Annotated in this window: 22 protein-coding genes; 13 read left to right on the top strand and 9 right to left on the bottom strand. The window is 70.7% G+C overall.

What is annotated here, in order from left to right; all coding sequences use genetic code 11:
• The first annotated feature begins 21 nt into the window (after positions 1 to 21).
• The 11 genes from B6G06_RS06875 (at position 22) to B6G06_RS06925 (ending at position 14,647) form a co-directional block, all read left to right on the top strand.
• Entirely contained in the window at positions 22 to 1,014 is a 993-nt protein-coding gene (locus tag B6G06_RS06875) for a LacI family DNA-binding transcriptional regulator (protein ID WP_080461888.1), read from the top strand.
• A gap of 292 nt (positions 1,015 to 1,306) precedes the next feature.
• Entirely contained in the window at positions 1,307 to 2,503 is a 1,197-nt protein-coding gene (locus B6G06_RS06880) for a Gfo/Idh/MocA family protein (protein ID WP_081171684.1), read from the top strand.
• A 135-nt stretch (positions 2,504 to 2,638) separates the two neighbouring features.
• Positions 2,639 to 4,303 carry an MFS transporter gene (locus B6G06_RS06885; RefSeq protein ID WP_080461890.1) on the top strand — a complete coding sequence of 555 codons (1,665 nt, stop codon included), beginning with the start codon at positions 2,639 to 2,641 and terminating at the stop codon, positions 4,301 to 4,303.
• 142 nt (positions 4,304 to 4,445) lie between these two features.
• Positions 4,446 to 5,372, top strand: coding sequence for a myo-inosose-2 dehydratase (gene iolE / locus B6G06_RS06890; RefSeq protein ID WP_080462070.1), 927 nt, complete (start codon positions 4,446 to 4,448; stop codon positions 5,370 to 5,372).
• Entirely contained in the window at positions 5,369 to 6,709 is a 1,341-nt protein-coding gene (locus tag B6G06_RS06895) for an MFS transporter (RefSeq protein WP_164505207.1), read from the top strand. Before iolE ends, B6G06_RS06895 begins: the two co-directional genes overlap by 4 nt.
• Positions 6,710 to 6,789: 80 nt before the next feature.
• The gene (locus tag B6G06_RS06900; RefSeq protein ID WP_080461892.1) at positions 6,790 to 7,800 is read left to right on the top strand and encodes a LacI family DNA-binding transcriptional regulator; all 1,011 of its coding nucleotides are present in this window, start codon (positions 6,790 to 6,792) and stop codon (positions 7,798 to 7,800) included.
• Between the two features lie 183 nt (positions 7,801 to 7,983).
• The gene (locus B6G06_RS06905) at positions 7,984 to 9,186 is read left to right on the top strand and encodes a Gfo/Idh/MocA family protein (protein WP_080461893.1); all 1,203 of its coding nucleotides are present in this window, start codon (positions 7,984 to 7,986) and stop codon (positions 9,184 to 9,186) included.
• A 52-nt stretch (positions 9,187 to 9,238) separates the two neighbouring features.
• Positions 9,239 to 10,237 (top strand): sugar phosphate isomerase/epimerase family protein, encoded by a 999-nt coding sequence (locus B6G06_RS06910; protein ID WP_081171688.1) that lies wholly within the window; start codon positions 9,239 to 9,241, stop codon positions 10,235 to 10,237.
• Between the two features lie 149 nt (positions 10,238 to 10,386).
• Positions 10,387 to 11,184, top strand: a complete 798-nt coding sequence (locus B6G06_RS06915; protein ID WP_081172263.1) for a sulfite exporter TauE/SafE family protein — start codon at positions 10,387 to 10,389, stop codon at positions 11,182 to 11,184.
• 169 nt (positions 11,185 to 11,353) lie between these two features.
• Positions 11,354 to 13,408, top strand: coding sequence for a phosphate acetyltransferase (gene pta / locus B6G06_RS06920; protein ID WP_080461895.1), 2,055 nt, complete (start codon positions 11,354 to 11,356; stop codon positions 13,406 to 13,408).
• Positions 13,409 to 13,456: 48 nt separating this feature from the next.
• On the top strand, positions 13,457 to 14,647 hold the full coding sequence (locus B6G06_RS06925) for an acetate/propionate family kinase (RefSeq protein ID WP_081171690.1): 1,191 nt from the start codon (positions 13,457 to 13,459) through the stop codon (positions 14,645 to 14,647).
• 181 nt (positions 14,648 to 14,828) lie between these two features.
• Here the strand turns inward: B6G06_RS06925 and B6G06_RS06930 are convergent, their stop codons facing one another.
• The 3 genes from B6G06_RS06930 to B6G06_RS06940 form a co-directional block, all read right to left on the bottom strand.
• Positions 14,829 to 15,443, bottom strand: coding sequence for a ribonuclease H family protein (locus tag B6G06_RS06930; protein WP_081171692.1), 615 nt, complete (start codon positions 15,441 to 15,443; stop codon positions 14,829 to 14,831).
• A gap of 109 nt (positions 15,444 to 15,552) precedes the next feature.
• On the bottom strand, positions 15,553 to 15,819 hold the full coding sequence (locus B6G06_RS06935) for an HPr family phosphocarrier protein (protein WP_080461898.1): 267 nt from the start codon (positions 15,817 to 15,819) through the stop codon (positions 15,553 to 15,555).
• A gap of 76 nt (positions 15,820 to 15,895) precedes the next feature.
• Positions 15,896 to 17,071: a GuaB3 family IMP dehydrogenase-related protein gene (locus B6G06_RS06940; protein WP_081171694.1), complete on the bottom strand. Its 1,176-nt coding sequence runs from the start codon at positions 17,069 to 17,071 to the stop codon at positions 15,896 to 15,898.
• Positions 17,072 to 17,518: 447 nt separating this feature from the next.
• Between B6G06_RS06940 and B6G06_RS06945 the strand changes: the two genes are divergently transcribed.
• Complete coding sequence (locus tag B6G06_RS06945; RefSeq protein ID WP_081171696.1) at positions 17,519 to 18,304, top strand: exonuclease domain-containing protein; 786 nt, start codon at positions 17,519 to 17,521, stop codon at positions 18,302 to 18,304.
• 56 nt (positions 18,305 to 18,360) lie between these two features.
• Here B6G06_RS06945 and B6G06_RS06950 read toward each other — a convergent pair whose 3' ends face one another.
• From B6G06_RS06950 to groES, 6 genes are all read right to left on the bottom strand, one after another.
• Positions 18,361 to 19,461, bottom strand: coding sequence for an ABC transporter permease (locus tag B6G06_RS06950; protein ID WP_081171698.1), 1,101 nt, complete (start codon positions 19,459 to 19,461; stop codon positions 18,361 to 18,363).
• Complete coding sequence (locus B6G06_RS06955) at positions 19,458 to 20,339, bottom strand: ABC transporter ATP-binding protein (protein ID WP_080461902.1); 882 nt, start codon at positions 20,337 to 20,339, stop codon at positions 19,458 to 19,460. Before B6G06_RS06955 ends, B6G06_RS06950 begins: the two co-directional genes overlap by 4 nt.
• 75 nt (positions 20,340 to 20,414) lie before the next feature.
• Entirely contained in the window at positions 20,415 to 21,065 is a 651-nt protein-coding gene (locus tag B6G06_RS06960) for a response regulator (protein ID WP_080461903.1), read from the bottom strand.
• Entirely contained in the window at positions 21,062 to 22,375 is a 1,314-nt protein-coding gene (locus B6G06_RS06965) for a sensor histidine kinase (protein ID WP_081171700.1), read from the bottom strand. Before B6G06_RS06965 ends, B6G06_RS06960 begins: the two co-directional genes overlap by 4 nt.
• Complete coding sequence (gene guaB / locus B6G06_RS06970; protein WP_240494035.1) at positions 22,372 to 23,928, bottom strand: IMP dehydrogenase; 1,557 nt, start codon at positions 23,926 to 23,928, stop codon at positions 22,372 to 22,374. Before guaB ends, B6G06_RS06965 begins: the two co-directional genes overlap by 4 nt.
• Before the next feature lie 155 nt (positions 23,929 to 24,083).
• A complete protein-coding gene (gene groES / locus B6G06_RS06975; protein ID WP_080461905.1) occupies positions 24,084 to 24,380 on the bottom strand; it encodes a co-chaperone GroES in 297 nt (98 codons plus the stop codon).
• Positions 24,381 to 24,692: 312 nt separating this feature from the next.
• On the opposite strand from groES, the gene B6G06_RS06980 reads away from it, so the two are divergent.
• Complete coding sequence (locus tag B6G06_RS06980) at positions 24,693 to 26,057, top strand: class I SAM-dependent methyltransferase (RefSeq protein ID WP_081171702.1); 1,365 nt, start codon at positions 24,693 to 24,695, stop codon at positions 26,055 to 26,057.
• Positions 26,058 to 26,170 lie beyond the last annotated feature (113 nt).

Raw genomic sequence — 26,170 nt, forward strand, 5'->3', positions numbered from 1 at the left:
CGCGGGGAGGAGGATATGGCGATGCCCGACGGCGCGCCGCGGGAGCACGCGACCCAGTCCGACGTAGCGCGGGCGGCCGGCGTGTCCCGGGGGCTCGTCTCCCTGGCTCTCAAGGGCGGCGGGCGGATGTCCGAGCGCACCCGTGAGCGGATCCTCCAGGCGGCCCGGGACCTCGACTACCAGCCCAACGGCGCGGCGGCACAACTGGCCGCGCGCCGCTCCAGCCGCCTCGTCATCGTGCTCCCCTACCTGGACAACCCCTTCTTCGACATCCTGGTGCGCCATGTCCGCGGGGAGGCCTCCGGGGTGGGCCACAGCCTGGTGGTGCTCGTCTCCGATCTCGAAGCGCGCCTGGAGGAGAGCACGATCGCCGACGCCCTGCGGATGCGTCCCGCCGGTCTCATCCTTCCGGGCACGCGCATGGGGCCCGAGGCCCTGGAGCGCCTGGGGAGTCGTTTGCCGGTGTGCCTGTTGGACCGCGCCCTGCCCGGGCACGTCGTGGCGACGGCCCATATGGACGAGACGAGCGCGGCCAACCAGGTCATGGAGCACCTCTCGGGGCTCGGCACCCGGCATATCGCCTACCTGATTCCGGCACGGATCCTGCATGAGCGGCTCGTCGACGATCGCGGTCTCGCCTGCCGCGCGGCCGCTCAGGAGCACGGGATGTCCTTCGCCTCGGCCGCCTGCGAGGACGGCGCGCTGCCAGCCCTGGACTCGGCTCTCGCCGGCGCGCCGGGCCCCGCAGCGATCGTGGCCTACAACGACCTGCTGGCCATCGACGTCGCCGCGGCCCTGTACCAGCGGGGCGCGCGCCTTCCACTGGTCAGCTACGACAACACGCCCTTGGCCTCGCGCCCGGAGTTCTCCCTGACGAGCGTCGACCAGGACCCCGCAGCACTGGCGAGGGCGGCCGTGGGGATGCTCACCGGCATGGGCCCGCCCCCCGGCGTCGCCACGATCGCCCCGAGTCTCGTCATCCGGGCGTCGACGGCGCCGGCAGTACCGGCCTGACCAGCCCCCTCTCTCGCCCGTGCGCCCCGGCCCTCCTCTCGCACGGGCCCGCGACAGGGCCGCGTTCGTCGCCGCTGGCGCGAGTCCCCGTCATGCCTGTCCGCGACTGGGCTGGGAACGGCTCCGAACCGGTCTCGTTCCTATTTTCGACCGGTCTCGGTGGGAGGGGCGGGGACTCCTTGCGGAGCCGCCACACTTCCTGCTATTGTCCGGACAACGCTGCGATGACGCGCGTTACCAGCATCGCTCCGCCATTTCGTGACAGAGACGTCGGAAAGAAGAAGGAAGTCAGATGAGTTCGAAGAAACCCCTGGGGATCGGTGTGATATCCCTGGGCTGGATGGGGCGCCTCCACGCCCGCTCCTACCGGTCCCTGCCCGAGCGCTTCCCCGAGCTCGGCATCGCCCCCCGGCTCGTGGCCGCCGCCGACCCGATCGAGGAGGCCCGCGCGAACGCCGTCGAGGACCTCGGATTCGAGCGCGCCTACGCCGACTACCGCGAACTGCTGGCCGATCCGGAGGTCGAGGCCGTATCCATCTGCTCCCCCAACTTCCTGCACCACGAGATGGCCATGGCCGCCATCGAGGCGGGCAAGCCCTTCTGGATCGAGAAGCCCATGGGGGTCAGCGCCCGGCAGTCCAAGGAGATCGCCCAGGCGGCCGAGGCCGCGGGACTCGTGAGCGCCGTCGGCTTCAACTACCGCCACACTCCGGCCATCGAGTACATGCGCCACCTGGTGCGGTCGGGCGAGCTGGGCCGCATCACCAATGTGCGCGTGTGGTTCATCGCCGACTACAACGCCTCGCCGCTGGGCCCGCTCACCTGGCGCGCCTCGCGCGAGAAGGCGGGCGCCGGCGTCGTCCCCGATCTCATGAGCCACGGGGCGGACCTCGCCCAGTACGTCGTCGGTCGGATCGCCTCGGTCTCGGCGGCCACCGGTACCTTCATCACTGAGCGCCCCATCCCCACGAAGATGGGCATCGGCCACTCCGGCTTCGAGATCGGCGACGAGGTCGGCCCTGTGGAGAACGAGGACTACGTCGCCATGCTCGTGCGCTTCGACGACGGCACGATCGGCACGATGGAGTCCTCCCGCGTGTCCGTGGGACCTCGCGCCGAGTACGTCGTCGAGGTCTACGGCACGCAGGGATCGGCCCGATGGAACTTCGAGCGCCTCAACGAGCTCGAGGTCTGCGTGGGCATCGACGGCGGCCCCGCCCACGGCTACACCCGGGCCATGGCGAACCCCGCGTGGGGCCAGTGGCACCGCTACCAGCCGGCCATCGGCACCTCCATGGGCTTCGACGACATGAAGTCCATCGAGGCCGCCCAGTTCATCGAATCCATCGCCACGGGAGCCCAGATCGCCCCCTCGGCGGCGGACGCCTGGTGCGCGGCGGAGGTGGACGAGGCCATCGTGGCTTCCGCCGCCGACGGCCAGTGGCACGAGGTGGCGCGCATCGACGGCGCAACGACCTTCGACCGCTGAGCCTCGGCCCCCAGTCCCCCGGCGGTCCTCCGCCGACGGCTCCCCGGCATCGTCGCCGGGCCGGGGACCACCCGGGCGATCCCGCCCATCTCGCAATTCCCTGGCACGCTCGCCAACCACCCAAGGAAACCACCCATGAGTCAAACCAGTACCGGCCTCTCCCTGAGGGGCATCACCAAGGACCAGATGCGCCAGGCCGTGGCCGAGACCCCGCCGTCGGGCAAGCACCGCGGCATCGGCGCCGTCGCCGCCGTCGCCACACTGGGCTCGCTCCTCTTCGGCTACGACACCGGCGTCATCTCCGGGGCGCTGCCCTACATGTACATGCCCCATGACGCCGCCGGACTCCAGCTCACCAGCGGCCAGGAGGGCGCGATCGGCGGCACGCTGCTCATCGGCGCGGCCCTCGGCGCGCTCTTCGGCGGGCGCCTGTCCGACCGCTATGGGCGCCGCCACAACATCACGATCCTGGCCATCGTCTTCCTCCTGGGCGCGATCGGCACTGCCACCGCGCCCAACATCTGGCTGATGTACGTCGCCCGCTTCGTGCTGGGCCTGGCCGTGGGAGGCGCCTCCGCCACCGTCCCGGTCTACCTGGCCGAGACCGCGCCCAAGCGCATCCGCGGCTCCATCGTCGCCATCGACCAGCTCATGATCGTCACCGGCCAGCTGCTCGCCTTCGCCATGAACGCCGCCATCAGCGCGGCCAGGGGCGGCCCGAGGATCACCATCGAGGCGGACCCCTCGGGCTCGGGGCTGGTCAGCCTCGGCGAGCAGTCCTTCGACAACCTCGCCCGCCTCCAAGCCTCCCAAGGCGGGACGCTGTCATCGGCCGAGTACCACGAGTTCCTCAACCAGCTCGTCATCTCCCACGGCAACGGCGAGACCTGGCGCTACATGCTCGTCCTGTGCTCCCTCCCGGCCGTCGCGCTGTGGATCGGCATCCGCCTCATGCCCGAGTCCTCCCGCTGGTACGTAGCCAAGGAGCGCCTCTACGACGCCATCGGCGCCCTCAAGCGGGTGCGCGACGAGGCCAAGGACGGCCCCCTGGAGGACGAGCTCATGGAGATCGCCGAGGCCCGCCAGAGCGAGCTGGAGCTTCAGTCCAAGCGCCTGGGGCTGGGCCACGTGTGGAGCACCCCCTGGCTGCGCAAGCTCATGCTCGTCGGCATCTTCCTGGCGATCGTCAACCAGACCACGGGCGTCAACACGGTCATGTACTACGCGCCCAAGGTCCTGGAGTACGCCGGCATGTCCTCCTCCTCGGCGATCATCGCCCAGGTGGCCAACGGCGTCATGAGCGTCATCGGCTCGGCGATCGGCATCTGGCTCATCATGCGCTTCCGCCGCCGCCAGATCCTCATCGCCGATGTCACCGGCGTCGGCATCTGCCTGCTGGGCATCGCCGCCACCTTCGCCCTGTTCATCGCCCCGCACATGGACAACGGCACGCGCCCGCCGTCCTGGGCGGCCTTCCTCATCCTGGGCCTGATGTCCGTGTTCATGCTCATCGTCCAGTCCTCCAACGGGACCGTCGTGTGGACGATGCTCGGCGAGATCTTCCCCGCGAACGTCCGCGGCATCATGAACGGTACCGCCGTGTTCTGCATGTGGATCGCCAACGCGATCATCACCTGGACCTTCCCGCACATGATGGAGACCCTGGGCGGAGGGATCACCTACACGATCTACGGCGTGCTCAACCTCGTCATCGCCCTCATCCTGCTCAAGATGATGCCGGAGACCTCCGGCAAGTCCCTGGAGCAGATCGAGCACGAGATGGAGAAGCGCTACTCCTGACGGCCCCGCGGCCGCTAGAAGACCCCACAATTGTCCTGACATTGCGGCACACCTGCCGCAGCGGGCTCGCGAGGCCCTCCTCGCGAGCCCGCCCGGCCGCCACCGACGGCGCCCGGAAGCACCCCCGCGAAAAGGAGCAACGATGTCCTTCACCCTCGACCCCACCACCGCCATCACCGACCCCCATGGCATCACCTGGGGCATGCACCCCATCACCTGGCGCAATGACGACATCCCCGAGGTCGGCGCCTTCAACACCCTGGAGGACATGCTCCTCGACCTGGCCGACACCGGCTACCGGGGCACCGAGTGCGCTGGCTTCTTCCCGCCCAAGGAGGAGGTCAAGGCCGCCTCCGAGGCCCGGGGGATCAAGATCGTCGCCCAGTGGTTCTCCTCCTTCATCGTGCGCGACGGCATCGAGACCGTCATCCCGGACTTCGAGGCCACCTGCTCCCACCTGGAGTACCTGGGCGCCACCCGCGTGGTGGTCTCCGAGCAGACCGGCTCGGTGCAGGGCAAGCGCGATGTCTGCATCTTCACCAATAAGCCCACCTTGACCGACGAGGAGTGGGACCTCCTGGCCGATGGCCTCAACCGCTTGGGCGACATCGCGCACGCCCACGGCCTGGAACTCGTCTACCACCACCACCTGGGCACCGTCGTCCAGACCAAGGCCGAGACGATCCGCCTCATGGAGGCGACCGACCCGGCCAAGGTCTCGCTCCTGTTCGACACCGGGCACGCCTATGTGGGCGACGGCGATGTCATGGGTCTCCTCCAGGCCTGCATCGACCGCATCAAGCACGTCCACTTCAAGGACGTGCGCCCGGAGAGGATGGCGGAGTCGAGGGCCGCCAACCGCTCCTTCCTCGACTCCTTCCTGGCCGGGATGTTCACGGTACCCGGGGACGGCACGATCGACTTCACCGAGCCCTACCGCTTCCTCGTGGACCACGGCTACGACGGTTGGATCCTCGTGGAGGCCGAGCAGGACCCGGCCATCGCCAACCCGTTGGAGTACGCCCGCAAAGCGCGCGCCTACATCGAGAGCGCACTGTTGAAGGCGTGATCCCGCCCCGAGGCGCCCGCCCCCTGACGGCCGCATCCGCGCCACTCGCGCCGGCCGCGGCCGAGGATGGCGCCCCCATCCGGTGTCCGGACGGGGGTGCCATCCTCCTCATCGGCTGCGCGGGCGGCGCCTCCGCCACCGTGCCGGTCTACCTGGCCGAGACCGCGCCGAGATCCATCCGCGGCACCCTCGTGGGCATCGACCAGCTCATGATCGTCACCGGCCAGTTCCTCGCCTTCGCCATCAACGCCGCCATCGCCAGGATCACCGGGGGCCCCGAGGCCACCATCACCTCCGTGGAGCCCGGCACCACCGTCAGGATCGACGGTGTCGAGCAGGCCGTCGAGGTCGGCAAGTCCTACAGCTGGGACGTCCTCAAGGGCGTCCAGGACGCCATCGCCGTCGACGGCGGCACCGGCAGCACCTGGCGCTACATGCTCGTCATCTGCTCCATCCCCGCCGTCGCACTGTGGCTGGGCATGCGCATGATGCCCGAGTCCTCCCGCTGGCACGCCTCCCAAGCCCGTTACATCCAGGCCATCGCGGAGCTCAAGCGCGTGCGCAAGCCCGATGACGACATCGCCGGGGAGATCGACGAGATGATCATGCTCAACCGCCGCGAGGCCGGCACCGAGCACTGGAGCCTGTCGCGCTGCTTCCAGATCCGATGGACGCGCAAGCTCCTCGTCATCGGCGTGCTCGTGGGCGTGTTCAACCAGACCACGGGCGTGAACACGATGATGTACTACGCCCCGAAGATCCTGCAGAGCGCCGGCTTCGGCACGGAGTCCGCCATTACGCTCACGGTGCTCACCGGCATCGCCTCGGTGCTCGGCTCCTCGCTCGGCCTGTGGCTCCTGCTGCGCTTCTCGCGGCGCGGTGTCCTCCTGGGCGGCACCATCGGCCTGACCGTCATGCTGTGGGTCATGACCGCCGTCTTCCTGTTCGACATCAACCCCCACCGCGACGACGCCGGCAACATCGTGGACACCATGCCCACGATGATCCCCTACCTCGTGGTGACGGTCATCATCTTCTACATGCTCTTCATGCAGGGCGGCAATGCCCCCGGCACCTGGGTCATCATGTCCGAGCTCTTCCCGGCGCGCATGCGCGGGGCGGCGATGGGCTTCGCGGTGCTGTGCCTGTGGGTGGTCAACGCGATCATCACCTTCCTCTTCCCCATCATGATGGACAAACTCGGGCCGGTCATCACCTACCTGGCCTTCTCACTCATCAACGTCATCGCGGTCATCTACATGTACCGCAACGTCCCGGAGACGAAGCACTCCTCCCTGGAGGAGTTGGAGGAGGAGTTCCAGCGGCGCTACGCGTGAGCCGGGCCGCCCCACCGCGGGCGAGCGCCCCACGGCCCCGGCTAGACTGCGCTCGCACGCAGCCGCCAGTCAGGAGCCGTATGAGCCAGCGCCCCGCCACGCAGAGCGATATCGCGCTCGCCGCGGGCGTCTCCCGCTCGCTGGTCTCCCTGGCTCTCGCCGGATCACCGAGGGTGGCCCGCCAGACGCGCGAGCGCATCGAGGAGGTCGCCCGGGACCTGGGCTACCGCGTCAACGTGGCGGCCTCCTCGCTGGCGCGGCAGAGCTCGTCGATCATCGGGCTGGTGCTGCCCAACCTGCGCAACGCCTTCTTCGAGCGCATGGCCAAGTGCCTCAACGAGGCCGCCTCCCAGCGCGGCATGACGCTGTTCGTCACCGTGGGCTCGGAGGACCCGGTGGCGCTCCACCGGGCGATCGACTCCCTCCTGGGCGTGCGAGTGGCGGGGATCGCGATGGTCTCGCCATGGCTGACCGGCCAGGACGTGGTTGCCGTGGGCGAGGAGGTCGCCACCTGCGTCATCGGGCGCAGGAGCCCCGGCGGCAGGATCGACGCCGTGCACATCGATGAGCGGGCGGCGGCCGGCCTCGTCGCGGACCACCTGCGCGAGCGGGGGGCGTCGTCGCTCGTCTACGTGCGCCCCCGGACGGGCGACGAGACCTCCCGCCATGAGCGGGAGATCGCCCTGACCGACGCCGCGAGGGATGCGGGCCTGCCGCTGACCGCCTACGGCTGCGCCGACGGGGCGGGACCCGCCGTGCGGGCCGCCGTGAGCACGCATCCCGAACCACTGGGCCTGGTCATGCACAACGACGTCCTGGCGATCGACGCCGTCGCCGCCCTGCGCACCGCGCGGCGCAGTCAGGGCGCCCCCGTGCTCATCGCCTCCTACGACAACACCTACCTGGCCCAGCGAGAGGAGTTCTCGCTGACGAGCGTTAACCAGCCCGAGCCCGTCATGGCGGCACGGGCCATCGAGCTCATCTGCCAGCGGGCGGGACTGGGGACCCAGGATCCCCTGGCCGCCGACGAGCCGGCGCGCAGCGTGGTCCTGGCCCCCACTCTCGCCATCCGCTCCTCATCGGCGCGATAGCGGCGCGACGGGCGAGCCGACCGGCGGAGCCGCGCTCATGTCCGGTCGGGAAGCGCGGGTCTCCAGCCACGCCCTTGACAGGGGAACGCTCCGATGACAACATTGCCAGCACCGATTCACGCGCGTGAATTACGGGGTCTGCCCCCATCGAGCATCCGTCAAAGAGGACAGGAAGGCACACTCATGAGCGCATCATCCGCCCCGCTCTCCGTCGCCGTCATCGGCGCGGGCATGGCCGGCACCACCCACGCCAACGCATGGCGTCAGGTCGGCACCGTCTACGACCTCGGCCTGCCCAAGGTCCGCCTGGCCGCCATCGCCGACGCCTACGAGCCCTTCGCCGTCGACGCCGCCGAGCGCTACGGCTACGAGAGGGCCGTCACCGACTGGCGGGCCATCGCCGACGACCCCAATATCGACATTGTATCCATCGTGGTGGGCAATGCCCTGCACCGGGAGATCGCCGAGGCCCTCATCAGGGCCGGCAAGCACGTCCTGTGCGAGAAGCCGCTCGCGGACACCCTCGACAACGCCAGGGCGATGGCCGAGGCCGAGAGGAGCGCCGGCGTCGTCACCGCGACAGGCTTCACCTACCGGCGCAACGCCGCCGTCGCCGAGCTCGCCAAGCTCGTGGACAGCGGGCACCTCGGCGAGATCAACCACTTCGACGCCCGTTACTGGTGCGACTACGGCGCCGACCCCGCCACCCCCATGGCCTGGCGCTACAAGGGCCCCATGGGCTCGGGCGCCCTGGGCGACGTCGGGAGCCACCTCATCGACACCGCCGAGACCATCTGCGGACCGCTGGTCAGCGTCTCCGGCGCGGCCATGATGACCTCGATCAAGCAGCGCCCCGTCGCCAGCGGCCACGTCACCCGCGGCACAGCCCTGGACACCGCCGACGCAGCCCACGAGGACGTGGAGAACGACGACGTCGCCACCTTCACGGCGCGCTTCGCGAGCGGCGCGGTGGGCACTTTCTCCTGCTCGCGCGTGGCATGGGGACTGCCCAACTCCCTCATGGTGGACGTCCTGGGCTCCAAGGGCCGTGCCTCCTGGGACCTCGCCCGCTGCGGTGAGATCAAGATCGACGACGTCAACTCCCCCACCGGCCTGGGCGGGGCGCGACGGGTGCTGGTCAACCCGGACTTCCCCTACTTCGCCCGCGGGTCCTCGATGGCCTTCGGCGGGGTGGGCCTGACCCAGATCGAGCAGTTCACCTACCAGGCCTATGCCTTCCTCCAGCAGGTCGCCGGCGCCACCGGCGAGGGCGCCCTGCCGCCCTGCGCGACCTTCGCAGACGGCTACCGCGAGATGCGCATCGCCGACGCCGTCGCCCGCTCCGCCGCCAACGGCGGCTCCGAGGTGGACGTCTCAGCCTTCTGAGCCCCGCCCGGCCCCCGCCCGCTCACCTCTTGATCGAAGGAGATCACCCACCATGGCACTCACCTACGGCGCCTACACCGCCTGCCTGTCCGACCGCCCCCTGACCGCCGCCCTCGACGTCCTCAAGGAGGCGGGGCTCACCGGTGCGGAGGTCAACGTCGGGGGCTTCATCCCCTCGCCCCACTGCCCCGTGGACGCCCTGCTCGCCTCGAAGACCGCCCGGGAGGACTACCTCGGGCTCTTCTCCGAGCGCGGCATGAGGCTCTCGGGCCTCAACACCTCCGGCAACCCCACCTCACCGCTGGCCAATGAGGGTCTCAAGCACGCCGAGGACATCCGCAACGCCATCCGCCTGGCCGGGGCTCTGGGCGTGGGGGAGATCGTCACGATGTCCGGCACGCCGGGCACCGACCCCACCGCCAAGTACCCCACCTGGGTGGTCAACCCCTGGAACGGCATAGACATGGAGATCCTGGACTACCAGTGGAGCGTCGTCGTGCCCTTCTTCAAGGAGATCGACGCCCTCGCCCGGGACAACGACGTGCAGGTCTGCCTGGAGCTCCACCCGCGCAACCTCGTGTTCAACGTGCCCTCCTTCGAGAGGCTGATCGAGGAGACCGGGGCCACCAACATCAAGGTGAACATGGACCCCTCGCACCTCTTCTGGCAGCAGATGGATCCCATCGCGGCCACCAAGCGCCTGGGTGGGCTCATCGGGCACGTCCACGCCAAGGACACCAAGATCTTCCCCGGAGCCGCCTATCGCGGCGTGCTCGACACCGACTTCGGCCACGTCGCCGCCGATGCCGAGGGCAAGGTCCCGGTGGCCTACGGCTACTGGTGCAACGCCTGGCCCGAGGACCCGGCCTGGCGCTTCGTCGCCCTCGGCCTGGGGCACGACACCGACTACTGGGCCGACTTCCTGCGCGCCATCGAGCAGGTCGCCCCGGAGATGAACGTCAACATCGAGCACGAGGACGCCGAGTACGGCAACGTGGAGGGCCTCAAGCTCTCCGCCTCGAACCTCCTGGCGGCCGCCGCCAAGCTCTGACGGCACTGCGACCAGGGCGTAGTGTCCTACTCGTTCCCCTGATCAACCCCTTCTCACCCGACGGCGGGCCGGCTATGCGCGACGCACTTCTCCTCCCCCGAGCGCTCGTAGCCGCGCCCGCCGTCGGCCCCCTCCCCGACGCCGTCACCATGGGGCCGACATCGGCGTGGGCCCTGCTCATCGTCAGCGCCCTGCTCGTGGGCCTGTCCAAGACCGCCCTGCCCGGCGTCACCACGATCGCCGTGGCCATATTCGCCCAGGTGCTCCCCGCCAAGGAGTCCACCGGCGTCATGCTCCTGCTGCTCCTGACCGGGGACCTGCCCGCCATCTGGGCCTACCGCCGCGACGCCGACGCCACCATGCTCAAGCGGCTCGTGCCGGCCGTCGCCTGCGGCGTGCTGATCGGCGCGCTCTTCCTGCGCGTGGCCTCCGACGATCTCATGCGCCGCGTCATCGGCTGGCTGCTGATCGTCCTCATCGTCATCACCCTCGCGCAGCGCGCTCGCGGTCGGTACCGAACCGGCGCCAGGTCCCGGGCCACGAGCGCGGGAGCATCATCGAGGGGCGGCACGGGCTCGGCCTCCAGGGCCGGCTCCTCGCCCACCGCCCGCATGGTCTACGGGGCGCTCGCGGGCTTCTCCACGATGGTCGCCAACGCGGGCGGGCCCGTGACGAGTCTGTACTTCCTGGCCTGCCGCTACCCGGTCAAAGCCTTCCTGGGCACGACCGCCTGGTTCTTCTTCCTGGTCAACCTCACCAAGCTCCCCTTCAGCATCGCCCTGGGGATCATCCATGTGGACGCCCTGGCGCTCGTAGCGGTCCTCATCCCGGCGGTGCTGGTGGGAGCCCTGGCCGGCAGGCTCCTGGCCGACCGCATGCCGCAGCGCGTCTTCGACCCCGTCGTCATGGTCCTCACCGTCGTGGCGGCCCTGCCCCTCGTCGCCTGATCCCCCACCCCAGCCCCATGAGCGGCCTGTGGGTGTTCCCACAGCCCGGAGGCGCGCGTTTAAGGGACTTTGGTCGTCCTCGGGCGCGGAGAGGGGCACAATCGGTCATGAGCGCCGGCCGCCGCCCGGCGCCGCCGCTCGACGTCGAGATGAGAGAAGGACCAGCACCGTGGCGCGCAGCATCTACATCGCATCCCCCAACGCAGGAACCGGCAAGTCGACCGTGGCCCTCGGCCTGGTCAACGTACTCGCCAAGGTCGTCGCCAAAGTCGGCGTCTTCCGCCCCTTCGTGGATTCTCGCGCCGAGCACACCTTCCTCGACCTCCTCCTGACCCACTCCGGCTCCTCGCTGCCCGCCGAGCAGTGCATCGGCGTCACCTGGGACGAGTTCCACGCCGACCCCGAGGAGGCGCTGCCCCGGATCGTCGACGCCTACCGCGCCGTTGCCCGCGAGCACGACGTCGTCATCATCGACGGCTCCGATTTCACCGACGTCGCGGGCAACCCGGAGCTGTCCTTCAACGCGCGCGTCGCCGCCAATATCGGCGCCCCCATGCTCCTGGTCGTCTCCGGCGCCGGGGCTCCCGAGGAGGTACGGGCCAGCGTCGAGGTCTCCATGGCGGAGATCTCCGACAACCTCGGGCGCACCGCCGCCGTCCTGGCCAACCGCTGCCCCGAGGCCTCCCGCCGGGCGATCGCCGAGACTCTGGGCGGCATCGAGGGCGTCACCGCCTCCACCCTCCCCGAGGTGCCGCTCCTGTCCGCCCCGTCGGTCGGGGAGATCCTGAGCGCGGTGGACGGCACCCTCATCTCCGGGGATCCCGCCCTGCTGGAGCGCGAGGCGGAGTCCGTCCTCATCGGCGCTATGGACGTCTCCCACCTCCTGGACCATCTCAAGGAAGGCCAGCTCGTCATCGTACCGGCCGACCGCTCGGCCGTGCTCATCTCCCTGGCGGCCGCCCAGGCCTCCTCCACCTTCCCCACCCTGTCGGGCCTCGTGCTCAACGGCGGTTTCAACGTCGCCCCGCACGCCCTGAGCATCGTCAAGGGCCTCGGGCTGACCCTGCCGATCATCACCTCGCCCTTGGACACCTACGCCGCCGCCTCAGCAGCCGGCTCGGTCAAGGGCTACCTGGCCACCGCCTCGAAGCACAAGCTGGACGTCGCCATCACCGCCTTCGAGCAGGAGGCGGACATCGCCTCCCTCATGGCGGCCCTCGAGGTCGAGCCCTCCGATGTCGTCACCCCCATCATGTTCCAGGCCGAGCTGGTGGAGCACGCCAAGGCCCGCACCACGACGATCGTCCTGCCCGAACCCGACGACGACCGCGTCCTGGAGGCCGCCGACGCCATCCTGCGCCGGGGCATCGCCGCCATCGTCCTGCTCGGTGATGAGACCGCGGTCCGCTCGCGCGCCGCCGAGCTCGGCCTGGACATCTCCGCGGCGCGCGTCGTCTCGCCCTCGGACCCCGAGCTGCTGGAGAAGTACGCCGCCGAGTTCGCCCGCCTGCGCGCCAAGAAGGGCGTCACCCTGGAGGAGGCCCGGGAGAAGGTGCAGGACGTCTCCTACTTCGGCACCATGATGGTCCACATGGGGGACGCCGACGGCATGGTCTCCGGCGCCGCCCACACCACCGCCCACACGATCGTCCCCTCCTTCCAGATCATCAAGACCAAGCCGGGAACCTCCATCGTCTCCTCGGTCTTCCTCATGCTCCTGGAGGACCGCGTCCTCGTCTACGGCGACTGCGCCGTCAACCCCGAGCCCACCGCCGAGCAGCTCGCCGATATCGCCATCTCCAGCGCGCAGACCGCCCGCCAGTTCGGCGTCGAGCCGCGCGTGGCGATGCTGTCCTTCTCCACCGGGACCTCCGGCCAGGGCGCGGACGTGGACAAGGTCCGCGAGGCCACCGAGCTGGTGCGCGCCAAGGCGCCCGAACTCGCCGTCGAGGGCCCCATCCAGTACGACGCCGCCATCGACCCGACGGTCGCGGCGAAGAAGGCCCCTGACTCGGCGGTGGCAGGCAAGGCCACGGTCTTCATCTTCCCGGACCTGTCCAGCGGAAACATCGGCTACAAGGCTGTGCAGCGCTCATCGGGCGCCGTCGCCGTCGGCCCGATCCTCCAGGGCCTCAACAAGCCCGTCAACGACCTGTCCCGCGGGGCGCTGGTCGAGGACATCGTCAACACCGTGGCCATCACCGCGGTCCAGGCCCAGGGCTGACCGGTCCGTCGCGGCTTCCCCTCCTCCCCTCCCCCACGAAAGGCAGATATGACCACCCGAACCGTCCTCGTCATCAACTCCGGTTCCTCCTCCATCAAGTACCAGCTCGTCGACCCGGACTCCGGGGCCTCCCTGGCCTCCGGCCTCGTCGAGCGCATCGGCGAGCCCGAGGGCGCCATCAAGCACAAGCACGGCGAGGACGTCACCGAACTGACCGGGCCCGTGGCCGATCACGGCGCCGGCCTGACCGAGGTGCTGCGCCTCTTCGATGAGAAGGGTCCCACGCTCACCGAGGCGAACATCGTGGCCGTGGGCCACCGCGTCGTCCAGGGCGGCAAGCACTTCTCCGGTCCGGCGCTCATCGACGACGACGTCGTGGCCACCATCGAGAGGCTCGTGCCGCTCGGCCCCCTGCACAACCCCGCCCACCTCAAGGGCATCGAGGTGGGCCGCAAGCTCCTCTCCGATGTTCCGCACGTCGCCGTCTTCGACACCGCGTTCTTCCAGGACCTGCCCGAGGAGGCCGCCCGCTACGCCCTCAACCGGGAGGTGGCCGACGCCTACGAGATCCGCCGCTACGGCGCCCACGGCACCTCCCACCAGTACGTCTCCGGCGTCGTCGCCGACATGCTGGGCCGCGACGACCTCAAGCAGGTGGTCCTCCACCTGGGCAACGGCGCCTCCGCCTCCGCCGTCGTCGGCGCTCACGCGGTCGAGACCTCCATGGGTCTGACGCCGCTGGAGGGCCTCGTCATGGGCGGGCGCACCGGCGACATCGACCCCGCCGCCGTCTTCCACCTGACCCGTGTGGCCGGCAAGAGCGTGGACGAAATCGACCACCTCTTCAACCGCGAGTCCGGCATGAAGGGCCTGGCCGGGGACAATGACATGCGCGCCGTCTGGGCCCGCATCAACGCCGGGGAGTCCCAGGCACGCGAGGCCATGGACATCTACCTGCACCGCCTGGTCAAGTACGTCGGCGCCTACACTGCCGTCATGGGCGGCCTCGAGGCCCTCACCTTCACCGCGGGCATCGGCGAGAATGACGCCAACCTCCGCGCCGAGCTCTGCGAGCGCCTCGCCTACATGGGAATGCGGATCGACGGCGAGGCGAATGCTCTCCACTCGGCTGAGGCGCGTATCATCTCGACTCCGGAATCCACTGTCACCGTACTTGTGGTTCCCACCAACGAGGAGCTCGCCATCGCGCGCCAAGCGATGACTCTGGTTCAAGGCTGATCTGAGGCCTCCCTGGCGCCGGCAACAGCGCTCCTCGAACGGGCCCGGCCGCAGCACCCCGCTGCGGCCGGGCCTGCTGGTACCTACCCGGGCGCCCGGTCCACATGAGACCGCGCAGGCTCCCCCGCGCGAGCGCCCTCGGGCGCCGGGGGCCGCTGCTCCGGGCGGAGCGGTCGGGGCCTCAGAAGAGGGTGCCTCGCTCGGCGCGCAAGCGGGCGCGTCGGGCGGCAGTGGCACCGGGCACCGCAGCGGATTTTTCGGCGGACGTCCCGGTGGGAGCCGCAGAGGCGCCGGGCGCTCCGACCGGCCGCGCGGGCGAGCCGGCGCAGGGCCAGCCCGGCCCGCTGGGAACCGCGCCGCCCCGCTGGTAGGCGGTGGCGGCGGCGCGGGCACGGGCATCGGCGGCCTCATTCATGGGATGGCCCACGTGCCCCCTCACCCATTCGAAGCGCACCTGCCGACCTGCCAGGGCCCCGTCCAGGGCGCGCATGAGGTCCTCGTTGAGGACCGGCTTGCCGTCGGCCTTGCGCCAGCCGCGCCTCTTCCAGCCGTGGCGCCACTTGGTCAGGGAGTTGATCACGTACTGGGAGTCCGCCTGGATGAGGATGTCCTCGCCCTCCAATCCGGCGGCGGCGGTCGCCCGCAGGAGCTCGAGGACGGCGGTGAGCTCGCCCCGGTTGTTCGTGGACTCGGGCCAGCCGCCGGCCGCCCAGCAGTCGTCGCTCACGTACCATGCCCAGCCGGCGGGTCCGGGATTGCCGAGGGCCGAGCCGTCCGCGGCGGCGATGATCGTCATGGCGCACACCCTACCGGGCGATGGCGGTTCCCCGGCGGCGCCCCCGAACCTGCGGGGCGCCCCTCCGCTTCGGGAGGGGCGCCCCGCAGGCGCAAGATGCGAGAGCGCCTCAGGCGTCGAGGTCGGTCTCGAGGAGGGCCTTGAGCTCGGCCAGGGCGGCGTCAGCGCCGTCGGCGTCCGAGGCCAGGGTGACGACATCGCCGAAACCGGCGCCAAGGGTCATGACGCCGAGGATGGAGGAGGCGTCGACCGGCGCACCGCCCTCCTTGGCGATGGTGACGGGGACGCCCTTCTCGGCGACGGCCTTGACGAAGGTGGCGGCGGGACGGGCGTGAAGACCGACCTTGGAGGCGATGGTGGCGGTGACCTGAGCCATAGTGGTGCTCCTTAGGATGAGGGACAGGCGCGCGGGCGCAGCGTCCTGATGGTGTGCAGCGATCCCGCTGAACGTGTCACAGCCTATCCGTTTTGCTCCTCCGCGGCATGTCTCTCGTGGGATCAGTCACGGATGGCATGTAGGGGGCGACGACGATCTGGGCGCGCTGAAGCTCCTTGACGTCGCCATAGCCGGTGGTGGCCAGGGTGCGCCGCAGGGCGCCCATGATGTTGAGCGTGCCATCGGCGCGGTCCGAGGGGCCGTTGAGGATCTCCTCGAGGGTTCCCACGGTGCCCACATGCGTGCGGTAGCCGCGCGGGAGCCGGTCGTGGTAGGCCTCCGGGCCCCAGTGGTAGCCTCCGCCCGGCGCCTCGGCCGCCCGGGCGAGCGCCGCGCCGAGCATGACGGCATCGGCCCCGCAGGCGATGGCCTTGACGACGTCGCCGGAGTTGCCGACCCCGCCGTCGGCGATGACGTGGACGTAGCGGCCCCCGGACTCGTCCATGTAGTCGCGTCTGGCGGCGGCGACGTCGGCGACTGCGGTGGCCATGGGCATGTGGAGGCCGAGGACCTGGCGGATGGAGGAGGATGCCCCACCTCCCTGGCCCACGAGGACCCCGGCGGCCCCGGTGCGCATGAGGTGGAGGGCCGCCGTGTAGGTGGTCACCCCGCCGACGACGACGGGCACGTCGAGCTCGTAGATGAAGCGCTTGAGGTTGAGCGGCTCCTTGGCGCCGGAGACGTGCTCGGCCGAGACGGTGGAGCCGCGGATGATGAGCAGGTCCACGCCGGCCTCGATGACGGCGCGCCAGTGCTCGAGGGTGCGGTTGGGGCTGAGCCTGCCCGCGACGACGGCGCCGGAGGCTCGCAGCTCCGAGACGCGCTCGGCGATGAGGGCGTGGTCCACGCGCCGCGAGTACACGTCCTGAAGGACGCGCGTGGCCTCCTCGGGAGCGGCGGAGCGGATGCGCGCATAGGCATCGGCCGGGTCCTCGTAACGGGTCCACAGGCCCTCCAGGTCAAGGGTGCCGATGCCTCCCAGGCCGCCGACGGCGATCGCCGTCCGCGGCGCCATCGCGGAGTCCATGGGGGCGGCCATGACGGGCAGGTCGACGTGGTAGGCGTCCAGTTGCCAGCCGACGCGCACATCACGGACGTCCCGGGTGCGCCGGGAGGGGACGAGGGCGATGTCCTCGAAGGAGTAGGCCTGGTGCGCGCGCTTGGAACGCCCGATCTCGATCTCACCGCTCATGGGGTGATGGTAGCGGTGAGCGGTGAGACGGCAGCGGCGGGCGCTGCGAACGAGGTTCGGGCGACCTTTCCTGGCGCGCGCCCTCCCGCGGGTCGAACCACCTATCCGGCACGCATCCCTCCCCCAGTGCGGACCACCTCGTCACTCCAATGAGGTGGTCCACACGTCAGAAGGTGGTCCGTATTGCGGGAAAGCGGTCCATACCGCGGGAAGCTGATCCGTACCCGGCGCCAGCGGCGCCACCAGCACGGCCGCACGCGCCGCTGGTTACTCCCGCCGCCTCGTGTGCGCCCCGCACCCGATCTACCGCGGGTGCATTAGGAGCCGCCCCTGCACATACCGGATGGCCGGCCTGCCGCCCGACGAGGCCTCCGTGCGCCGCCCCAGCCGCCCCCCTACGCATGCCGGGCAGCCGTTCGTGTCCGAAGGCGGTGGCACACTCGGGGCATGAGCCACAGCACTCCTCACCCTCACTCCACCAGCTCCCCCACCGGGACCGGCAGCCCCTCCCGCACCTGGGCCGACGGACCGCTGCTCGGCTTCGACACGGAGACGACCGGGGTGAGCCCCACCCAGGACCGTCTCGTGACGGCGGCACTCGTCTGGCGCGGCCCGCGGCTGCCGGACGACACCCGCGCTCAGAAGGTGCGCACCTGGCTGGCGGACCCCGGCGTCGAGATCCCCGCCGCGGCGGCGGCCGTGCACGGGATCACCACGCAGCGCGCCCGCGCGCAGGGGCGGCCTGCGGCCGAGGTGCTGGAAGAGGTCGCCGGAGCCCTCGCCACGGCGATGGCCCAGGGAACGCCGGTGGTCGCTTTCAATGCCCCCTTCGACCTCACGCTCATGGAGGCCGAGCTGGCCCGTCACGGCCTGTCCACCCTGCGCCAGCGCCTCGGCGGCCAGATCGCCCCGGTGCTGGACCTGCTCGTCCTCGACCGTGCCGTCGACCGCTACCGCAAGGGCAAGCGCCGCCTGGGGGACGTGTGCGCGGTCTACGGCGTGCAGGTGGACGAGGCGCTGCACACGGCGGAGGTGGACGTTGCTGCCACGCTCGACGTCCTCGAGGCGATGGCCCGCGTGCACCCGCGGGTGGCCGGCACGGACCTGGCGGCCCTGCAGGGCCTGCAGGCCGAGGCACACCGCGCCTGGGCCGAGTCCCTCAACCAGTGGCTCACCCGCCGGGGCCGCACCCCCGACGCCGACCCCTCCTGGCCCCTGGCCAGCACGAGCTGACGGGTCGACCAGGCCCAGCGGCCCGGCCGACCCGTCGCTCCCGACGCCCAGGCAGCTCAGGACGCCTTGGCCAGGGCCTCCTTCCAGGCCATTGCCTTGCCGGTGTGGAGCAGGCCGCGGTCGTAGACGCGCGCGCCCAGGATGATGGCGGCGACCGTGGTGGTGATGAGGAGCACCACGGACACCATCGGCTCCCACCAGGCCACGGAGTCGTCCAGGTACATCCGCACGGGCAGCGCGATGGGCGAGCTGAGAGGGATGTAGCTGAGCACCGTCATGAAGGTCGCGTTCGAGGCGCCGAGGAGAACCCCGAAGTAGGGCAGCATGACCAGCCACATCATCGGCTGCAGGACACTCTGAAGGTCCTCGTTGCGCGACACCAGGGCCGCGCCCGCGGCGAACAGGGAGGCGATCATGACGAAACCGACAATGAACAGCGGGATGAACCACAGCACCGGCCCCACGAGGTCGCCCGCGGGCAGGACCTCGTCATTGATGGCCAAGCCCAGCAGCAGGGCCCCCGCAATGAGGAGGATCTGCACCAGCGCCGCCAAAGAATTGCCCAGGATCTTGCCGGTGAGCAGGGCCCTGGAACTGATGGAGGCCAGCAGGATCTCGACGATGCGCGTCTCCTTCTCCTCCACCACCGACTGCGCGATGGTCATACCGAAGCCCAGGGCGGCGCTCATCCACACCAGGGCGAGGCCCAGCGGCAGCAGGTAGCGGATCGCCGGGTTGGGGGCGTCGGGATCGAGCAGCTCCACCGCCGGGGAGGCCGACAGCCCCTGGATCAGCTTGTTCGGCGGCTCGCTGAGCGCGAGGATCCTCAAGCCCACGGGGTTGTCCGCCTCGGGCACGACGGCGGCGTCGGCGCCCTTGTCCAGGACTGCCTGGCGGGCCGCCTCAGCATCGTCCACCGCCAGGACCTCCACATCCGGCAGGCCCTGCAGAACGGCCGTCTCGCTGGGTGGCGCCGCCACGGTGGTCGGCCCGCCGGCGATGAGGTCGCCGATGCGCGGGCCCAGGACCACCATCAGGAGCATGAGCAGCACGGTGATGACGGTGGAGATGATGAAAGCCTTGGACAGGAACCTGGCCGTGATCTCGCGACGCGCGACGACGGCGACGGTGGTCCGGAAACTGGGTCGGGTGCTCACTTGGTCATCTCCTTGTACGTCTCGTGCAGAGAGCGGGTCACGCGGCGGAAGACCGTGACGGTGCCGCGCTGGAGCGCGTCTGCCAGGACCCGGTTGGCGGCGGCGACGTCGGCGGAGCGGAAGCGGACGTAACCGCCGTCGTACTCGACCACCTCAGTGCCGGTGTCTGCCACCCACCCGGTGTCCGAACCGCTCTCCATCTCCCACTCGTTCGTGGTGGCGGCCTCCAGCAGCTCGGTGCGGGTGCCCGCGGCCCGGATCTCGCCGTCGCTGATGATGACGAGCCGGTCGCACAGGCGCTCGACGACATCGAGCTGATGGGAGGAGAAGAGCACGGGAGCGCCGGCGGCGGCGTACTCGCGCAGCACCTGGACGCAGGCCTCCATGGACTCGGGGTCGAGCCCGGAGAAGGGCTCATCGAGGATGAGGGCCGAGGGCCGGTGGACGAGGGCAGCCGCGATCTGCACGCGCTGCTGGTTGCCCAGGGACAGGGACTCCAGGGTGTCGGTCGGCTCGCCCTTGAGCTGGAGGCGCTCGAGCAGCTCCAGGGCGTGGCTGCGGGCATCCGCGGCCTCCAGCCCGTGCAGGCGCGCGAGGTAGACGAGCTGGTCGATGACCTTCATCTTGGGGTACAGGCCCCGCTCCTCGGGCATGTAGCCGATGGCGGCGCGCTGATCCGCGGTGATGGGCGCCCCGTCGACGAGCACCTGCCCGCTCTGGGCCGCCAGCACACCCAGGATGATGCGCATGGAGGTGGTCTTGCCCGCGCCATTGCCGCCGACGAAGCCGGTCATCACCCGGGGGTGGACATCGAAGGACACGTCTTTGAGGACATGCTTCTCACCGTAATACCGGTGAATGTGACGTACGCTGATCATGGCATCAGGCTAGGTGGGGGCCTGCTCCGCCACCTCCCGCAGCAGGGTGAAAGATCTCCTCCCCCGTGCGGGGGATCAGGCCGCGATGCCGTGCTTGAAGGCCCAGATGACGGCGGCCACCCGGTCGCGCAGGCCGAGCTTGGCCAGGATGTTGGACACGTGCGTCTTGACGGTCTCGGTGCTCACGTACAGCTCGGCCGCGATCTCCGCGTTGGTCATCCCTCGGGCCAGGCACCGCAGCGTGTCAACCTCCCGCTGTGTCAGCTCCGACGGCGTCTGCGCGCCCCGGCCCGCACCCGCGCCCTGGGTGCCGGCGTAGCGGGTGAGAACCCGGCGGGTGACCTCGGGCATGAGCAGGGCGTCACCGCGCCCCAGCACCTGCACGGCCTCGATGAGCTTCTCCGCCTCGGCCGTCTTGAGCAGGAAGCCGCTGGCCCCGGCGTCCAGGGTCTCGAAGAGGAAGTCGTCACGGTCGAAGGTGGTGAGGATGAGCACGGCGGCCCGGCAGCCGCGTGCGACGAGCTCGCGGGTGGCAGCAATGCCGTCCATCACCGGCATTTGCACGTCCATGCAGATGACGTCAGGCTCCAGCCGCATCGCCCGCTCCAGAGCCTCGGCCCCGTTGGCCGCCTCCCCCACGACCTCCAGGCCCGGCTCGCTGTCCAGGATGGTGCGGAAGCCGGCCCGGATGAGCATCTGGTCGTCCACGAGCAGCACCCGGGTCACAGGGCCGCTCCCACCGGGCTCTGGGTTTCTCCCACCGGGATCCGGGCGCGCACGCGGAATCCGCCGCGGGGCTTGGCGCCCGCCTCCAGGGTGCCGCCGACGGCGATGACCCGCTCACGCATGCCCACCAGGCCTGTGCCGGTGCCGGGCACGGGGGTGGGACCGCCGCAACCGTCGTCGGACACCTCCAGCTCCACGAGGTCGGGACGCACCCGCAGGCGCACCGCCACACTGGCCCCGGGGCCCGCGTGCTTGGCCGCGTTGGTCAGACCCTCCTGCGCCACCCGGTACAGGACCAGCCCGATGACGGGGTTGACCTGCACCTCGCCGCCGATCTGCTCGAAGGTGGTGCGGGTGCCGGCCTGGCGGGACTGCTCCACCAGGTCCGGGATGTCGTCCACGGTGGGTGCTGCGTCCTCATGGTCGTCGCTGCGCAGGGTGAGCACCAGGGTGCGCAGCTCGGCCACGGCCTGGCGGGCGGCGGACTCGATCTGCTTGAGAGAGCCGACCGCCTGGTGGGGCGCGTGCGCCTGGGGGCTGCGTTCCAGCAGGCGTCTGGCCGCTGCGGCCTGGACGGACATGGTGGTGACATGGTGGGCGACGACGTCGTGCAGCTCGCGAGCGATGCGCAGCCGCTCCTGCCCGACGGCGGCGTCCACGAGCTCGGCGCGCAGCTCGCGGATGTCCGCATAGGCGTTCTCGAGCTCGGCGAGCGCCACGGCCCGCGCCCACTCACGGTTGCCGAAGTACCAGGCACCGGTGAAGAAGGCGACGTTGATGAATAGCTGGTACACCACGACCGCCAGGAGCGAGCGGACGGTGAAGGCCTCCGTCGAGCCCACGGCCTCGAAGTACAGCCAGACGCCAGCGGCCGCCAGCCACACCCCCATGCCCACGCAGATGATCACGCGCACGCGCGTGGCCCACTGACGCTGCGCGGACCAGGCGCCGATGGAGAAGAAGGACATGAACAGCAGCACCTGAGAGGTGTTGTGTTCGAATCCTGTGAGGTAGCTGAGCACCCCGTAGGTCAGTGCGTGGATCAGCCCGACGCACAGCGGCCACCGCCGACGCCAGATGAGCGGCACCGCCAGCAGCACGCTGCCCATCACCTGCAGGTGCATCTCCTGCTTGAAGAAGCCGGTCCCGCCCGTGAGGGACAGCCAGGACATCAGGGCCCCGAGCAGCGCCAGCCCGGCGGCGGAGATCGCGTCGGTACGCAGGTAGCTGGCGGGCAGTGGCCGGACGAGGGCAGCAGGGCACTGCCGCCCGTCCAGGGCGTCGGCATCGCCCGTCGGCAGTGTGGTCATCCGCGGCCCGAGTAGTTCGGGGCCTCGGCGGTCATCATGACGTCGTGCGGGTGGGACTCCTTGAGGCCCGCCGCCGTGATCCTCACGAACTGGCCGTTGGCCTTGAGCTCACCGATCGTGCGGGCGCCCACGTAGAACATCGACTGGTGGAGGCCCCCCACCAGCTGGTAGACGACGTCCGCCAGCGAGCCGGAGTAGGGCACCTGGCCCTCGATGCCCTCGGGGACGATCTTGGAGTCCGAGGAGACGTCGGCCTGGAAGTAGCGGTCCTTGGAGTAGGAGCGGCGCCCGCGCGAGCTCATGGCGCCGAGCGAACCCATGCCCCGGTAGCGCTTCCACTGCTTGCCGTTGACGAAGACGAGGTCCCCCGGGGACTCGGTGCATCCGGCGAGCAGCGAGCCGAGCATGACCGTGTCCGCACCGGCCACGAGCGCCTTGGCGATGTCGCCCGAGTACTGCAGGCCGCCGTCGGCGATGAGCGGGATGCCCGCGGGGCCGCAGGCGCGCGCGGCCTCGTAGACGGCGGTCACCTGCGGGACGCCGACGCCCGCCACCACGCGGGTGGTGCAGATCGAGCCCGGGCCCACGCCGACCTTGACAGCGTCGACCCCGGCATCGATGAGTGCCTGGGCGCCCTCGCGTGTGGCCACATTGCCGCCGATGACCTCAACGTGGGAGAAGGCCGGGTCGGACTTGAGGCGCGAGATCATCTCCAGGGCCAGGCGCGCCCCGCCGTTGGCGGTGTCGACGACGAGCACATCCACGCCGGCCTCGGCCAGAGCGGTGGCCCGCTCCCACGTGTCGCCCCAGTAGCCGACGGCGGCTCCGACGACGAGGCGGCCCTCGGCGTCCTTCGTGGCGTTGGGGTACTGCTCGGTCTTGACGAAGTCCTTGACGGTGATGAGGCCGGTGAGGCGCCCGGCGTCGTCGATCAGGGGGAGCTTCTCGATGCGGTGCTCGGCGAGCAGGGCCTTGGCGTCCTCGCGGCAGATCCCCGTGCGTCCAGTGACGAGGCGCTCGCGCGGGGTCATGCAGTCGCGCACGCGCAGCTCGGCCCATGCCTCGGTGGGCACGAAGCGCAGGTCGCGATTGGTGATGATGCCCAGGAGGTTGCCGGCGTCGTCGACGACGGGCAGGCCCGAGACCTTGTAGTGGCCGCACAGCTCGTCGAGCTGGGCGATGGTGGCGTCGGGGGCGATCGTCACGGGGTCGGAGACCATGCCGGACTCCGAGCGCTTGACCCGGCGCACCTGGTCGGCCTGCTCCTCGATGGACAGGTTGCGGTGGAGGATGCCCATGCCGCCCTGCCGGGCCATGGCGATGGCCATCTCCGACTCGGTGACGGTGTCCATGGCGGCGCTGAGCAGCGGCGTTGACAGGGTGATCCCGCGGGTCAGGCGGGAGGTCGTATCGACCTCCGAGGGGATGACGTCGGTCAGCCTGGGCAGGAGGAGGACGTCGTCGTAGGTCAGTCCGGTGGGGGCGTAGATATCGGGGCTGGTGATCGAGTCGCTCACGGTCGCATCGTAGGTCGGCGGCGGGGCCGGGCGCATCCCAGGTCCGCCTGCCGCGATGAGGGCCGCTCACCGGGCGGCCGGGGCCGGTCCCAGGCGCCGCAAGTCGGGCCCGGTGCCCGAGGCGCGCGGATCCCCCGGCGGCCGAGACGGCCCCTCCGGGGGATCCGAGGTGCGGGCCGAGCCCGCGGGAGTCACTTCGTGACGATCGCGAGGACGTCGCGGGCGGAGAGAATGAGGTACTCCTCGCCGTCGTACTTGACCTCGGTGCCGCCGTACTTGGAGTAGATGACGATGTCGCCCTCGGCGACATCGACCGGGACGCGGTTGCCCTTGTCGTCGACGCGGCCGGGGCCCACGGCCATGACCTTGCCCTCCTGCGGCTTCTCCTGGGCGGTGCCCGGCAGGACGATGCCGGAGGCGGTGACCTGCTCGGCCTCGACCGTCTGGACGACGATCCGGTCCTCGAGCGGCTTGATGGAGATCGACATTGCGGACCTCCCCTTCTCGCTAGTGGGTGGATGACATTGTCTGCCGCGCTCGATGCGCGCTGTACCGCCGTCGCGGGGGCCGGCAAGCGCTCCCGAGTGCGAGCCGCGGGGCCGGTGGGCCCCGTGCCGAGAACGAATCTACGTCCGCGATTAGCACTCAGTCAACGCGAGTGCCAAGCGTTCGCGGGGCTTTCGCCGATGGCGTGGCCGGGCCCGCCGGCCCCGGCGCTCCTGACAGGCCTGGCGGGCCCATCGGGGCCGGCCGATCGGGATGGCGACGGGGAGCACGGGGCGCATGCCATGATCGGGGGGATGACTGACTCCCAGCGCGACGTCGCCACGACTGAGCCCACCCAGCCCGATCCCGCCTCCCCCTCCGACCCCGCGGCGCTGGCCCTCATGCCCCTGCTCACCCCGGAGGGCTGGGCACTGCTCGGCTCGCTGCCCCCATACGACGAGGCCGAAGCGCTCCGTCTCGCCGAGTCCCTGCGCGAGGAGGGCCACTCCCCCGGACTCGTGGCGGCGGCGCTGTCCCAGCAGCGCCTCCGGGCTCGGGCGGAGGCCAAGTTCGGCCCCTTCGCCGCCACCATGCTCTTCACCCCCGACGGGCTGGAGCAGGCCACGCGCCTGGCCGTCGCCGCCAGGCACGCCGCCCGCTACGCGGCGGCCGGGGCGGGCAGAGTCGCGGATCTCGGATGCGGCATCGGCGGGGACGCCATGGCCCTGGCGGGACTGGGACTCGATGTGCTCGCCGTCGAGCGCGACGAGGCGACGGCGGCGCTCGCCACGGTCAACCTCATGCCCTTCGACCGGGCGCGGGTGCGCTGCGCCGACGCCCTGGGGATCGACCTCGGGGCCGAGGGCGTCGACGCCGTCTTCGCCGATCCCGCCCGGCGCGCCGGCGGGCGCCGCATCAAGGACCCCGAGCAGTGGTCTCCCGCGCTGTCCGAATTGCTGGCCATGCGCCGGGCGGTGCCCGCCCTCGGGCTCAAGGTGGCGCCGGGCCTCGACCACTGCGCGATCCCCGAGGACGCCCACGCGCAGTGGGTGAGTGTGGATGGCGCCGTCGTCGAGGCCGGCCTGTGGTTCGGGCCTCTCGCGCCGGAGGGCCCGGGGCGCTCGGCCCTGTGCCTGCGCACCGAAGGGCCTGGAGGGACCGATGAGGAGGCCGGGGCGGCCGGCGCGGTGAGCGCGGCGGTGCTGGCCGACGAGAGCGGCGCGGCGCCGTCGTCGGAGCCGGAGCAGGCCGAGCCCATCGGGGGCATCGACGACCTGGGAGAGCTCATCATCGAGCCCGATGGCGCCGTCATCCGGGCGGGGCTGGTGGCGCGGGTGGCGCGCGACTCGGGAGCCCGGCCCGTGGGCTCGCGCATCGCCTACCTGACGGCCGACGAGGCGCCGGGCGCGGAGTTGAGGCCCTTCGTGCGCGCATGGCGAATCGTCGAGATCCTGCCGCTGCATGTGAAGTCCCTCAGGGCGCGGGTGCGCGAGCGGGGGATCACCCGTCTGGAGATCCACAAGCGCGGCGTGGATGTGTCTCCCGATCAGCTCAGGGCGGCGCTGCACCTGCGCGGGGGCAAGGCGGGGGACGGCGAGACCTGGCTGCTCACTCGCATCGGGCCCCGGATCGGCAAGGGCCCCAAAGGCGCAGTCCTTGTCGTCACCCCACTCCAATAACCGCCAATTATCGCCGAGACCGGTCGAAAATAGGAGCGAGACCGGTCGGCCGACCGGTCTCGCTCCTATTTTCGACCGGTCTCGCTCATAGGGGGAGGTGATTGGTGGGGAGG

This window comes from Actinomyces gaoshouyii (assembly GCF_002076915.1).
Lineage (GTDB): Bacteria > Actinomycetota > Actinomycetes > Actinomycetales > Actinomycetaceae > Actinomyces > Actinomyces gaoshouyii.